This window comes from Methanosarcina sp. UBA411 (assembly GCF_002495725.1).
Lineage (GTDB): Archaea > Halobacteriota > Methanosarcinia > Methanosarcinales > Methanosarcinaceae > Methanosarcina.
In genome coordinates, this window is the sequence record NZ_DAGK01000018.1 from 1 (window position 1) to 13,155 (window position 13,155).

Here is a 13,155-nt window from a genome sequence, read left to right on the forward strand (position 1 = left end):
GTAAAAGTTAACAGAAGAAGATACGGAAAAGAAGTTACCGTTGTAGAAGGTTTCGACGCAAGTGAAATTGATCTTCACGAACTGTCCACTTATCTTAAATCAAAGTTTGCATGCGGCGGTACGGTAAAAGGAAATACTGTGGAACTTCAGGGTAATCACCTGACCCGCATGAAAGAAGTCCTCATGGAAAAGGGTTTCTCTGCTGAACAGATTAAAAACTAAATCCTGATCAGCTTCAGGAGTAAATCGGATCTGAGAAGTAGTAATAACGTTTTCAGGTTTGGAATTGTGTATATTTTATAGATACTTCAATAGCATGCATTTTTTTGGTAAATTAAGGGAGACACATTATCTACCCAAAAAACATAAATCTATGAATATAAGCAATTAAGAGAATCTCTCGTAAAATTTACCTTATTTATGTGGTGTTGGTCTCCCATGAAAACAACATGTGAAATTATGGTACAGAAAGTCTTGCCCGCAATTCGGGCAGAACTTTCCAGAACAATGATTTTTGAGCATGGGTGTACGCAGCAAGATGTAGCGGACATTCTAGAGCTCTCAAGAGCTGCGGTATCTCAGTACGTAAGCGAAAAACGCGGGGCTGAAGTTGACTTTTCCGAGGAGACTCACAACGAAATTCGGAAATTTGCATCCGTGCTTCTAAATCAAGACTTATCCTCTCAGGAAAAGACAAAAGGCATGTGCGGCATTTGCAGTATTGTTCAAAAATCCGGCTGGCTATACAGGAATGCTCCTGGAGTTAAAGCCTGTATCATCTGTGAGGATACGGATTTAAAGTGAATGGCACACTGTGCATTAAATGTAAAGGAAAAGGACTTTGTGGGCGTCCCCGTTGCCCAATTCTTGAAAAATTCAAGTCCTTAGAATCTATTGCACCTGTAATTTCAGGTGACTCAGTTTTTGGAGCGTCTCCTCCTGCTATTTTTGTTGGAAGCTACGGTTACCCTAGGGTTTCGGCAGGTCCGCTCATTCCCCCTCTGGCAAAAGGAAGCGAAGCCTCGCTTTTTGAAGACCCCTCAGCCTGGGCAAACATGCAGATTGAGGATATTATTTCCATGCGTTCCCGTATGGTCAGGGCAAACACAAACTTCCGTGTAAAAGACGCCCGTAACAAAGAAAACCCTCTCCTTGTAAAGGCTCAGGAACTTGCCCTCTCAAGAAAGCCGGTGGATACCGAAGCCTGGTTTTTCAAAGCTCCAAAACAGGAACTTAAATTCGATGCTGTGCTCACGCCTATGGGCCCCTCAGGGCTTGTGAAAAATTTTGAGCTTGCAGAAAATCCAAATGTTCCGAAAAAAGTGGATTACCTTGTCTATGACACTGATGCTCTGGCAAAAGACGCGGTGCTTGAACTCTATAAAGGGGATATTCCGGCCGAACATATTACTCGCCTGTTTTCGATTGGCCTGCTTGGAAGAGAACGAAAAATCGTGCCAACGCGCTGGTCAATTACAGCCGTGGATGATATGGCAGGAAAGGAACTTGCAGACCGAATAAAGGATTTTCCCTGGGTCTCAGAGATCCAGCTTTTTAGCGGGACTCATTTCGGAAACCATTTTGAAGTCCTTATTCTTCCACGGGCTTATACCTTCGAGCTTATTGAAATCTGGCTCCCAAAAGCAGTCTGGTCTGGAGAATCAAGCTGGATTGGAGAAGACAGTGAGGGGTATGATGGTAAAAAAGGCTATTCTCCCCTGGCTGGAGGTTATTATGCTGCGCGGCTGCCTGTGCTTGAATACCTTACAGAAATCAAAAGACAGGCTTCGATTTTCGTGCTCAGGGAAATAACTCCGGACTACTGGGCTCCCCTTGGAGTCTGGGTTGTCAGGGAGGGGATGAGAAAAGCTCTTCAGAATCCCTCAAGGAAATTTGATTCTCTCGAAGCCGCAGTTTCCGATATTGCGGGCAGGATCAGGACACCAAAAACTGAGTGGGTGCAGCAGGCAAAAGCGCTTTCAGACTTTCGTTTTCAAACGACTCTGGACTTCTTTTTTAAAGCATAAAGATGTTAAAAGCAGAATCCATCAAAACAGAAATCGCGTAAGTAAAGAAAAACTGCTTGCTGCAATATAAAAACAAAAATAAGCAGGTAGGAACACTTTGAAGCCTCTTATCCGGTTAATTCAAGTTTCCTAACCTTCTTTTCACGTTTATTCAAATATTTCGGGCACTATGCGCCTTGCAACTTCTTCGTAAGCCTTGGAAATGTCGCCCTTGTCAAACCTGAAGACATCTTTATCCATGGACTGTCCGGTATTCTTGTCCCAGAACCGGCAGGTATCGCAGGAAATCTCGTCTGCAAGGAGGATTTCTCCGTTTCTCCTTCCGAATTCCAGCTTGAAGTCCGGAAGTATGATACCTCTTTTGTCCAGATAGGGCACAAGCAGGTCGTTGATTCTAAAAGCGAGTTTCCGGAGTGTAGCAAGTTCTTCCGGTGTTGCAAGCCCAAGTGCAAGAGCAATGTCGTCATTCAGCATTGGGTCCCCATATTCATCGTTTTTAAAGTCAAAAACAAGTACAGGGGACTTGAAAACCGTGCCTTCTTTTATGGGGTATCTTTTCGTAATCGAACCTGCGGCAATATTCCTGACAATAACTTCAATTTTTATAATCTCGACTTTCTTCACAAGCATATCGATGTCAGAAAGCATTTCAACAAAATGAGTCTTTATTCCCTCGGCTTCGAGCATCCCAAAGAATTTTTTTGAGATTTGGGCGTTGTAATACCCTTTCTTTTCCATTTCCCCTTTCTTCTCTCCGTTAAATGCAGTCAGACTGTTTCGGAATTCGGTAATTAGGGTGTCAGGATCATCCGTCTTATAGATTGTTTTTGCTTTCCCTGAATAGAGCTGTTCTCTTGTCATGCAATGGTCCTCTCTAGGGATAATTCTGGATTTTCCTCAGATTAAGAGAAATCTTAGGAATGATAGTTTTAATATACTAGTTCTGATAATGCAGAAGTTTTGATAATGCTGTGGCATTCCAGAAATAAGCTATACAGATCGAATTCTCTCTTAGATGTGAGTATATCTCACGGAGACAATTAAACGGTTTCTGGAATTCACAATCACTCTCTGAAAGTGAGACATTTTCCGGAGGCGATAAAGGCTTTTTCCGAAAATATGTTTTTATTCCCGAAAGAGATAGAGTAGATAACGTCTTCTGCTAGATAAAGTTATCATCTCCAGTCAGCTTTTTCTTTTACTGCCGGCTGCTTAGTAAATTTTATCATCGAAGAGAATCAATTACTAGGTTTAACAACTTAAGTAAAGATTTAAGAACTTACCGCATTTGAGTGCCCAACACTTGATAGTGGATTAGTCCAAGCATGCAACAGGTAAAAACATGTCAGGCACTATATTAGATATCGTAGAACTACTGCTGACAGCAGAGATCTATAACCGCTACCCAGAACTGGATGTAAATGATCTTCCCAAGAACATTCGGAAAAACTACTGGAGTAGTACAGAAAAAACAGTTCCCAAACCTATCACAGCCACGTTTATCCGAATTGAAAAACTGTACGGGCTTAATGATATCGAGAAAATTGTAAGAAATGTCCCTTTCATAAATATTGACAAGTCTCATTTTGAACTTCGTCTGAGTGCTTTCGAACTGGCTGCGGAATGGTTTGAAAAGCAGGAAGGTTCCCAGGAACGGATTGAAAATAATCCTGTCTTGGCGTATTACTTTGGAGAAATAAAGAAGGACGAGGCTGCAAACTATGCACTTGCAAAGGCGAAAATCAGGCCCAAGGAAGTTGACAGGGAATGGATAGAATCTCTGATAGCAGAGATTAGGAAAGAGGACAAAAGCGAAGAGATGCTTAAACTCGCAGTCATTCTCGCCCCTGAGGATGTGAAGCAAAAAGTCAGGGATCTTGTTCTCACCGAGGAACAGAAGAACGAAGTTGAAAAGATCATGAAAGCCATTCAGTACAGGGAATATCTGAGAGAGATCGGCCTGCATGATATTGGAAAACTTCTGTTTGTCGGCCCTCCAGGAACCGGAAAGACCTCGGTTGCCCGTGCACTTTCAGAACAGCTTTCAATTCCTTTTGTTGAGGTCAAACTCTCCATGATAACAGATCAGTATCTTGGTGAGACTGCAAAGAACATTGACAGAGTCTTTTTGCTTGCGAAGAAGCTCAATCCGTGCATTCTTTTCATAGATGAGCTTGATTTCGTAGCAAAAGCAAGGACTTCTGACGAGAATGCTGCCATCAAGAGGGCAGTAAATACCCTTCTTAAGGCCATAGATGAAATCAGCCTCGTGGAGCACGGAGTTCTTCTTATTGCTGCGACAAACCACCCACGCATGCTTGACAGTGCGGCATGGAGGCGTTTTGATGAAATAGTTCATTTCCCTCTTCCTGACCTCGACATGCGTAAAAATATCCTGGATATTGTAACCAGACATATAGAAGGGGACTTTAATACAGGGGAAATTGCGGAATTAACAGAAGGCTATTCAGGCTCAGACCTGCGCATGGTTATAAGGGAAGCTGTTCTGAGTGCTCTTCTTGAGGAACGTAAAATACTTACTCAGCAGGATCTTCTGGAAGCTGTGAATTCTTTTAATGAACGAGCTGATCTCAAATCCGAAGAGTACGAACGGAAGAAGTAACATGAGGCTAACATTGCTTGGGACTGGTGACGCTGTTGGTACTCCAAAAATTGGATGTAATTGCCCTGCATGCGAAGACGCCAGAAAAGGTGGAAAGAGCCAGCGTCTTCGTTCTTCTATCCTAGTAGAATCCGATAAGGGTAAAATCCTTATTGACACCAGCCCTGATCTAAGGCAACAATTCCTCAAGCAAAACCTGTCCTGTGTGGACGGAGTGATCTGGACGCATGGACACTACGATCATTACTCTGGATTCGGAGAGTTCTACAGGGTTCAAAATAAGGTTGATGTCTATGGGGTTCAGGAAACGCTTGAGTACATAGACCGGTACGTTTCCTTTCTTAAACCCAGGTATCATTACGTAAAACTTTATGAGCCATTCGAGCTAATTGGTTTGCAGTTTACCCTTTTTAAGGTCAACCATCCTCCTGTAGAGGTTCCGATAGGGGTTATAATCCGTGATGGCGATAAAAAAATAGTGATAACAGGAGATACAAACTCAGAAATCCCCGCATCCAGTCTGGAGCTTATGGAAAACCCGGATCTTCTTATCGCCGATGCTATAGTCCCACCCAATATCCATATCAAAAAACACATGAATTCAGAAGAGGCCATGGCACTTGCAGAGCAGCTTAATGCAAAAGAAATAGCTTTGACCCATCTAAGTCATCTGTTTCGTCCTCACCATATTGAAGCGATGTTTTTGCCCCTTGGATATGACGGGCAGGTTTTTGACTTTTAAATTGCTTGGTAAATTAGATTTCTATGAGCTATTAAGACAATATGAGTTTGTGCTCAAAGGTAAAGTAGAAAAAAGCTGGTCTGGAGTAAAAAGGAGTCTCTCTTACTGAGCTCCTTGTGCATAAAGAGCTTGCTGAATATTCTCAAATGATTAAAGTATTTCATCTGCCTCAGAAGTAAAGTTTAAAATGAATCTATTTCTTTAGATAGACCAGCCTTCAAACTCACCAATCAGCAAGCAAACATAATTCGCGTTGGAGCATTAAATTTATATTTCTCATTATATTTTTATATCACTAAAGGATTTTTATACGGTGTATAAGTATGATTCAAAATTACTTTTCTTTGGATGATTGTTATAAGTATCTCATAGGTCTTGACGGTATTATACTTACTTTCTTAATAATAGAGAGTTATCCTGCTGTTGTTAATTTAGCAACAAAAGTTAGCTTTCTTATTCTGTTAGTAGGAGCATTTTGTATGTTCATTGATAACTGGAATCGAAAATCAATAGATTACAGATTATACGTTGAGTTATATGATAACGAGTATCAAGCCAAGTCTGACTATAAAGCTGGTAAGGTATTTATAAACTCAATTTTTTACATAATCTCTATATATTTAGTATCTGGTCTATTTGGTGCGCTCTGACACTGCCAGTGGGCTTTCACTAAGGGGTTGACTATTTAATTTAGACTCTAGAGCATGGCTTTAATGAGTTAATATATCTCAAAGGTTTTTACAATCAGCCTACAAAAAAGTATGAGCCCAGACATCATTATGGGATTCTCAACTCTTTTGCGATTTAATTTTTTATTTACTATCTTTTTCTCTAAGATACTCTAATTTTTAGATTAGTCATATATAAATACAAGTATCTCCAATTTAATATTGGATTTTTTATATTTTTTCCTTTTATAAAAAAGGAAAATAAAGCAAAAAGGGAGTGACATCTATGGCAGTAAGAAATCCAGTAGACTTGATTGCACTTATACTTGTTATAATAGGCGGATTAAACTGGGGGCTTGTAGGGCTCTTCAATTTTAACGTTGTAGATGCTATCTTCGGGGTAGGAAGTACCCTTTCGAGAATTGTATACATAATTGTTGGGCTTGCAGCGCTTTATACGATTTATTTCGCTGCAAGAGCTGAGACTTATTATACGCGTGAGGCCGCAGTACATCACTAAGTAAAAAAAATCTGCAAACCTCTTGACCGGTATAACAGACCGGTATAACACTTTGAAAAAGGCCTTAACCAGCTATAATTTCTCAGGCTGGAAATAAAATTGAGATAAAGTTATTTTTGTTTTTTAGAAATTTATTTTTTATTTCTTTTATCCTTATTTTTAACTAAATTTTCGATTATAATAAATCGGATTTGCAAAAATTAACGGTTTATATATAAACTCATTATATTTTATTTTGTAATGTGTTCTCATTTCACCTCTCTTTCAGAGTCTTCAATTCAGAAAGCACTTTCTCCGCATGCCCTGCGGCTTTAACATTATCCCATACTCTGACGATTTCTCCTTCGGGATCTATGAGAAAGGTGGTTCTGACAGCGCTTGTGACTTCTTTGCCCCGGAAGTGTTTTGGGTGCAGGACGTCGTATATTTTATGGACGCTTGCCTGCTCGTCCGCGAGAAGCTTTATTTTAAGTTCTTTCTTTTCAATAAACCGCCTGTGGGATTCTACACTATCTCTGCTAACCCCAATAATCACAGCATTTTCGGCTTCAAAATCTTTTCTTAAGCAACTGAAGTTTTTTGCTTCAAGGCTGCACCCTGGCGTATTATCTCTCGGATAAAAGTAAAGGATTACCCATTTCCCTCTTAGGTCTTCAAGGCATGTCTTATTCCCTTCCTGGTCGAGAAGGCAAAAATCCGGAGCAGATTGCCCTACTTTCAGTGAAGTTTTTACCATATTTTTCCCCCGAAGTCATGTTATATTAATGAGGTTACTTAATTACTATTTAAAAATAAATCGTTTATAATTATTCTAAAAATCAGTTACTTAATAATTATTTAATAATTATATATTATTCGTATCATTTCATTCGTATCATTTCAATTATATTAATCAACTGTTTCTTTCGGCTCTAAAATTTTATCATTTATGCTTCCAGGGGAGGACAGCAGCTTCAAAAGCCAGAAGAGGGCCTATTAACCACCCTGACCAAAATAGAAGTCCGGATATTCCTAAAATAAAGAAGTAAAGTCGTTTTCTTCCTGATGTTTTACCGTAATTTTCATCTTTGAGACTTAAAGCTATTGCAGCAACTCCGATTCCTATACTGATCAGGATTAAAGTGATAGTAATAACGATTCCTGAGGAATATGAACTTTCACTCAACGAAATTAACATCTGAAAAATGTATGTTACTCCTGTACTCAGAAAGAAAAGGCCTGCAAGTATTCCTGAGATGCGTTCGGGATTGAAACTGGCGACAGTTTCTCTTCGTAAGAAAATTGCCAGAAGCCCGGCTGCTAGAGTTATCGCAAGTGGAGTAAAGATTAATATCAGGCTTTGCCCTTCCCAACGGTAAATCTTTACCTGGTTCAGGGGTATGGATATCCATTCTTTCAAGGTGAAAGTTTCTCTGTATCCTATAACTATTCCATAATTCCCTTTTTTTGGGATTTCTCTTTCATGTATACTTTTTCCCTGTATTGGATCTTCTCCCTCTATCAAACCCGCTTCCTGTATTGCACCTACAACAGCATAATATGTTCCGCTTTCCGGAGCTTTGATATCGAGCTTATCAAGCGAGTAGAAGGCGCTTGGAGTAAATCCTTCATATACAGGACTTTTAGGCAGGCTATCGGAGAGCACTTTTGCTCCATCTCCTTCGGGCACTTCCAGTCTATCGGGTACTTTTCCCTCATCCTCAATTCCCGGCCCGATAAGAATCAGGTTTGGGGTAAAACCCTTGTTTCCTTCTTCAACGGGAATTGTAAGCCCAAGTACGATTCTCTCTCCTTTTTCCATTTTAAAACTATAATAATTGAGTTCCCCTGAAGCAAGCTGCCCGTAAAACACTCTTGATTTCGAAGGATCTTCAACCTGAATTGCCGTTTCATGATTTTTACCCTCCCCTCCGAAAACCGGTACGTGGGCAAGTACAGGAATTAATAAAAAGTATACAATAGCCAGCAGAAAAATTCCAGAAAGCCAGAATGTCTCCTGTCTCATGGACTATTTTTTCTCAAATAGTATGTAAATAGATATAAGAACAAGGGATCAGACACAGAACATGAGACTCAATTTTCGCGTTAAGTAAAACTCTTTTCTCTTTCCGGAAACTCTTTCTTAAATGTGCTCGAAATTCATATTATGAGAATCTGGGATATACCTCCTGAGAGATTATGCAGGCAGCATCTTCTAGGAGAACACCGTGAGTTACATGCTCTCTGGTCTATAATCACCAATAATAAGAAAGCTTATGCTCATCATCCAGAAACGATGCGTTGGAGAGGAAAGCTCAAAGCTCTTTACCTGAGACATGAATCGCTTGTTCATGAGATGACAGAGCGAGGATATAAACATCATACTCCTCTTGACCCTGCCTTTGCGATAGGAAAAGCCGTTCAAGACGAGTTTGTGGATTCTTACGAAGAACAGGTCCGTCTCCTTAAAGAAAGAGGATGTGATTGCAGGGTTTGAATCGGGTTTCTCAGGATAACTGGATTCAGCTCTCATGAAGAGATTTCCGGTTTTCGACTTAATTTATTTTTTCAATTATTAGGCCAATAGGGTAAAATTTAGAAATCGGAAATACAAACCAATAAATGAAGAAAAGAAGGAATAGAGGAATAAAGTAAAGGATAACTGCTACTTTAAATGCCGCTTTTGTTTATTGCCTTACTTTAGTGATGAGAGCAATTGCAGGTGCCATTAGTAGATATTTCTCGCAGCAATCCATTGTTATAGTCCTCAACTGCATTGGAAACCTTTCCAGTTGCTCCTGCAAATACTTTGATATCCTTTTCAACCAATGACATTAATGGCCTTCCGCCGATTCCTGAGATGAGTACAGCATCAACATTGTGTGATTTCAGGATTATTGAAGGAGCAGCGCAGTTATGCTCTCCTTCAGGAGACAGATTGCTTATCGATTCAAAGCCTACAATATTTTTATTATCTACATCTACTATAGTAAAATATTCGCATGAGCCATAATGAGCACAAACATCAGATTCCAGTCCACTGTCACTCATCGACGGTATTGCAATTTTTGTCATTTTCTACACTTCCTGTTTTATCATTTACTGCCGCTTTACCTTTATTTTTGGGGCAGCAGTAATTGTTCTCAATGAACCTTTTTCCTCTTCCGTCGCCGCCGACTCGATAAATTATCCTGGAGCCGCATTTAGGACAGCTAGTAGGACGATCCTCATTGAATTGTAATTCCCACTTATTCTTGCATCCATTACAGAGGAATTCGACCTTGCACTCGCCACTATTTATGTACTCTCCTCCAGAGATTTCTATCGCTTTGCCGTTAACAAGTGCATCTACCACTTTCTTTCGAGCCTTCTGCAGGTCACTCCATAAGGTTTTTCTGGAGATGCCCATCATATCTGCGGCCTCGTTCTGCTCGACTTGAAGGAAATCGCAAAGGCGGATACTCTCAAGCTCTTCTATGGACAGATTGATAATTTCGAGATCGCAGAGAGGAACCTCCCTTGGCTTATAATATGTAGCTTTTGGGAGGCATGATACCCTACGCTTAACCCTATTGACCATCAAAATACACATATGCGACGTCTTATATATAACTTACTATTCGCAGTAATCAGTTTTAAACTCTGTATAATAGCTTTAAAAAAGTTATCACTGATGATATTGATTGAAAATATGTGTATGAGATTTCTTTCTTAATTCTAAACAAAATTTTAAATTTTTTATTTACCCAAAAGTGTTTCACGTTTAAAACCAATAAATAACAGGCTTTTCCTTCAGTTTATCGTTCTATATTTTATGTTTCGTTTGGGGGTGCTTTCTATGGGCAAGTTAAAAACTTATTTCAATCCTGAAATCGAAACCATGGGCAGAGAAGAACTGGATGCTCTCATAGAGGAGCGGGTACGGTACACTGTAAAATATGCGGCAGAAAATTCTCCTTTTTACAGAAAGTGGTTTGAAAAACAGGGCGTAGACCCGGCTGAGATTAAAACCCATGAGGACCTTCTGGATCTTCCCATAATCTCTGGGAAAACTATCCGCGAAAACCAGCCGCCTGAGGCAGGGGAATTCATGTTCAAGAGCGTGGGCTGGGAGGATGTTTTCACAGTTCATGAGACAAGTGGAACCAGCGGAATTCCGAAAAGCTTCTTTCTTACATGGGAAGATTGGGAACGGTATTCGGAAAAATACGCCCGCATTTTCAGGTCTCAGGGATTTGGTCCTGGAGACAGGGTTATTGTCTGTGCTTCTTATGGGATGAACATTGGGGCAAACACCATGACCCTTGCAGCCAGGCAGCTTGGAATGAGCATTATTCCTGAGGGCAAATGTACGTTTCCCCTGCGTGTTATCGAGGCTTACAGGCCTACAGGTATAGTAGGCAGCGTATTTAAACTCCTGAATCTCGCCAGAAGGTTACGGGTAGAGGGTACCAATCCTTGGGAGTCAGGCGTAGATAAACTGGTCGTAGGAGGAGAATCTTTTGCTGACGAGTCGAGGAATTACCTTTCCGAAATCTGGGGCTGTCCTGTTTATAATACCTATGGGAGCACGGAAGGCACGATGTGCGGGGAATGTAATGAAGTGTCCGGGCTGCATGTGCCTGAAGACCTTGTCCATGTTGATATTTACGATCCTCATCTCGAGAATTATGTGCCTGATGGAGAATGCGGAAGAGTCATCCTGAGCACACTGCTGCCTGTCGGGGCAAAGGCAGGAAACCTTCTCTTAAACTATGATACTGAAGACACAACTGTAGTGCTTACGCGCAAGCAATGCTTCTGCGGAAGGACGCATATGAAAATCATGACTCCACAGCGGGAGGCTGAGACAGTATGGGTAGAAGGTGCTCCTTTTAATCGAGTAGATGTGGAAAGGGGAGTTTTCCAGCGTGAAAACATGGACTACCTTACCGGAGAATATGAGGCTTTTCTTTATGGCGAAGAGGATGAGGGCGAAACTGTGCTTAGGGTCAGTGTGGAATGTGAAAATCCTGATATGTGCGATCGGGTTCTTGTAGAAGAGAATTTTATTCATGCTTTTCTCAGGTATAAGCCTCCGCTTTCCAGGGCTTATGCCGAAGGCACTTTCAAAATCATATTTAACTTCACAGGCCCTATGGGGCTTGAACTGAACAGGATAAAGGGAAGACCTAAAAGACTTGTGGACAGGAGATAAGAGAGCAACGACACAAAGACTACAGAAATAAGTGTCAAGAAGGTATTCTTATGCTGGAAATTTATTCGTAGTGTAATCTATATATAAAATTTTCTTAAAGTCTTGTTGAAAAAAAAGCTGGTTAAGACTTTCTTTTTACCTTTTGTTACATTTTTATATTATTTTTTCCTTGACTATTCTAATCATCCAGAATCTGTTTTCCGATGTCTGTTTTTTCATAATAGATAAAGCTGATTACTAACTGACAAAATAAGGTAAAAACATAATTAATGGCCAATAATTGAAGTAAACTAGCTCAAATGAATTTGCTCCTGAATCTTACTATAGATGGTAAACGATGTTGTTTTCTCCAGGATGAATAATTACTTTTTCCAAAATAAAAAAGCCTGTCTATTTCTCTCGTGGCGAATGTAAACCATTCCCAAAGATTAATATTAGTAAAGAACGAATATTTGTAATCAACTCTTTTATATTAATGGCTAAGTGAAAAAAACATATATATTGCTACGTATAATTAAGTAAAGTATTAACTTGTAGACAAGTTCAAGATTACTTGGTGATACTATGGAAACAGAACTTATGAGGATAGGGGTTTCCCTTCCCGATACCCTTCTGGGTAAATTTGATGAGATCATCGAAAAAAGAGGTTATTCTTCCCGTTCGGAAGGCATTAGGGATGCCATCAGGAGCTACATTTCCTATTACGAATGGATGGGAGACATTAAAGGTTACCGTGTCGGAACCGTTGCGGTTATTTACGACCACACGAAAAGGGGGCTCTCAAATGCCCTTGCAGATATTCAGCACCAATATTCTCACCTGATTAAATCCTCAGTGCATATCCACCTTGATCATGATAACTGCTTTGAAGTAATCGTTCTGGATGGAGACGGCGAAGAGATTAAGGAGCTTGCCGAAGCTATAATGGCTCTCAAAGGGGTAAAGTTCTCTAAGCTTACCACTGTAGCCTCAAACGAAAAGATTTGATCTTCCCTAGCAGGGCAGGAATCTGCGCTCGAAGCATTGAGGAAAGTAAAGACTGGAATAGAGAAAAAAGTTCTAAAAGGGGAGAGAGTTCTAAAGGGAAAATATTTCAAAGAGGAAAAAGTTCCTCTTAATTTCTTCAATGAACGCTTTTTCAAATTTCTTATATATTTCAGGGTACGTTTCCGAACTCCGTGAGATCATAACTCTAGAAACTCCAATCTCTTCTCGAGTCCACAAGACCTGCTTCTTTTTATAGTTTAAATTCTTTGATGGGTCTGATTTGCACGTACTTTAAACAGGATAGCGATTTCTCCAGCACTTTCATTCTTTGAAAGGCTTCAACGGTTTATTACAAGGGAGCGCAGAGGGTCACGAATACCCCGACCTAAAGGTCGGGGATGAAGTGAACCCT

Annotated in this window: 13 protein-coding genes and 1 pseudogene; 9 read left to right on the forward strand and 5 right to left on the reverse strand. The window is 40.3% G+C overall.

Going from position 1 to position 13,155, the window contains the following annotated elements; translation table 11 throughout:
• The 3 genes from yciH to BP861_RS07215 all read left to right on the forward strand — a co-directional run.
• Positions 1 to 222 (forward strand): stress response translation initiation inhibitor YciH (yciH, locus tag BP861_RS07205; protein ID WP_292373941.1); only part of this gene is annotated, 222 nt, incomplete at its 5' end.
• 216 nt (positions 223 to 438) lie between these two features.
• Positions 439 to 804 (forward strand): transcriptional regulator, encoded by a 366-nt coding sequence (locus BP861_RS07210; protein ID WP_292373943.1) that lies wholly within the window; start codon positions 439 to 441, stop codon positions 802 to 804.
• Positions 801 to 2,027, forward strand: a complete 1,227-nt coding sequence (locus tag BP861_RS07215) for an Nre family DNA repair protein (RefSeq protein ID WP_292373944.1) — start codon at positions 801 to 803, stop codon at positions 2,025 to 2,027. The genes BP861_RS07210 and BP861_RS07215 overlap by 4 nt, the downstream gene beginning before the upstream one ends.
• Before the next feature lie 147 nt (positions 2,028 to 2,174).
• Here the strand turns inward: BP861_RS07215 and purC are convergent, their stop codons facing one another.
• Complete coding sequence (gene purC / locus BP861_RS07220) at positions 2,175 to 2,888, reverse strand: phosphoribosylaminoimidazolesuccinocarboxamide synthase (protein WP_292373945.1); 714 nt, start codon at positions 2,886 to 2,888, stop codon at positions 2,175 to 2,177.
• A gap of 481 nt (positions 2,889 to 3,369) precedes the next feature.
• Between purC and BP861_RS07225 the strand changes: the two genes are divergently transcribed.
• The 3 genes from BP861_RS07225 (at position 3,370) to BP861_RS07235 (ending at position 6,580) form a co-directional block, all read left to right on the forward strand.
• A complete protein-coding gene (locus BP861_RS07225) occupies positions 3,370 to 4,650 on the forward strand; it encodes an AAA family ATPase (RefSeq protein WP_292373946.1) in 1,281 nt (426 codons plus the stop codon).
• Position 4,651: 1 nt separating this feature from the next.
• The gene (locus tag BP861_RS07230) at positions 4,652 to 5,392 is read left to right on the forward strand and encodes an MBL fold metallo-hydrolase (RefSeq protein WP_292373947.1); all 741 of its coding nucleotides are present in this window, start codon (positions 4,652 to 4,654) and stop codon (positions 5,390 to 5,392) included.
• Between the two features lie 954 nt (positions 5,393 to 6,346).
• The gene (locus tag BP861_RS07235; RefSeq protein WP_292373948.1) at positions 6,347 to 6,580 is read left to right on the forward strand and encodes a DUF378 domain-containing protein; all 234 of its coding nucleotides are present in this window, start codon (positions 6,347 to 6,349) and stop codon (positions 6,578 to 6,580) included.
• 253 nt (positions 6,581 to 6,833) lie between these two features.
• On the opposite strand, the gene BP861_RS07240 is transcribed toward BP861_RS07235, so the two are convergent.
• Together BP861_RS07240 and BP861_RS07245 are read right to left on the reverse strand one after the other, a co-directional pair.
• The gene (locus BP861_RS07240; RefSeq protein ID WP_292373949.1) at positions 6,834 to 7,316 is read right to left on the reverse strand and encodes a peroxiredoxin; all 483 of its coding nucleotides are present in this window, start codon (positions 7,314 to 7,316) and stop codon (positions 6,834 to 6,836) included.
• Between the two features lie 186 nt (positions 7,317 to 7,502).
• The gene (locus tag BP861_RS07245; RefSeq protein ID WP_292373951.1) at positions 7,503 to 8,585 is read right to left on the reverse strand and encodes a hypothetical protein; all 1,083 of its coding nucleotides are present in this window, start codon (positions 8,583 to 8,585) and stop codon (positions 7,503 to 7,505) included.
• A gap of 141 nt (positions 8,586 to 8,726) precedes the next feature.
• Between BP861_RS07245 and BP861_RS07250 the strand changes: the two genes are divergently transcribed.
• Positions 8,727 to 9,056: a pyrimidine dimer DNA glycosylase/endonuclease V gene (locus BP861_RS07250; RefSeq protein WP_292373953.1), complete on the forward strand. Its 330-nt coding sequence runs from the start codon at positions 8,727 to 8,729 to the stop codon at positions 9,054 to 9,056.
• 203 nt (positions 9,057 to 9,259) lie between these two features.
• Here the strand turns inward: BP861_RS07250 and BP861_RS07255 are convergent, their stop codons facing one another.
• Together BP861_RS07255 and BP861_RS07260 are read right to left on the reverse strand one after the other, a co-directional pair.
• On the reverse strand, positions 9,260 to 9,634 hold the full coding sequence (locus tag BP861_RS07255) for a NifB/NifX family molybdenum-iron cluster-binding protein (RefSeq protein ID WP_292373955.1): 375 nt from the start codon (positions 9,632 to 9,634) through the stop codon (positions 9,260 to 9,262).
• Between the two features lie 217 nt (positions 9,635 to 9,851).
• A pseudogene (locus tag BP861_RS07260) lies at positions 9,852 to 10,151 on the reverse strand (DUF134 domain-containing protein); the annotation flags it as partial.
• Between the two features lie 246 nt (positions 10,152 to 10,397).
• Here BP861_RS07260 and ftsA point away from each other — a divergent pair.
• Both ftsA and nikR read left to right on the forward strand, forming a co-directional pair.
• Positions 10,398 to 11,756: a coenzyme F390 synthetase gene (gene ftsA / locus BP861_RS07265; protein WP_292373956.1), complete on the forward strand. Its 1,359-nt coding sequence runs from the start codon at positions 10,398 to 10,400 to the stop codon at positions 11,754 to 11,756.
• 564 nt (positions 11,757 to 12,320) lie between these two features.
• Positions 12,321 to 12,743: a nickel-responsive transcriptional regulator NikR gene (nikR, locus tag BP861_RS07270; protein WP_292373957.1), complete on the forward strand. Its 423-nt coding sequence runs from the start codon at positions 12,321 to 12,323 to the stop codon at positions 12,741 to 12,743.
• Positions 12,744 to 13,155 lie beyond the last annotated feature (412 nt).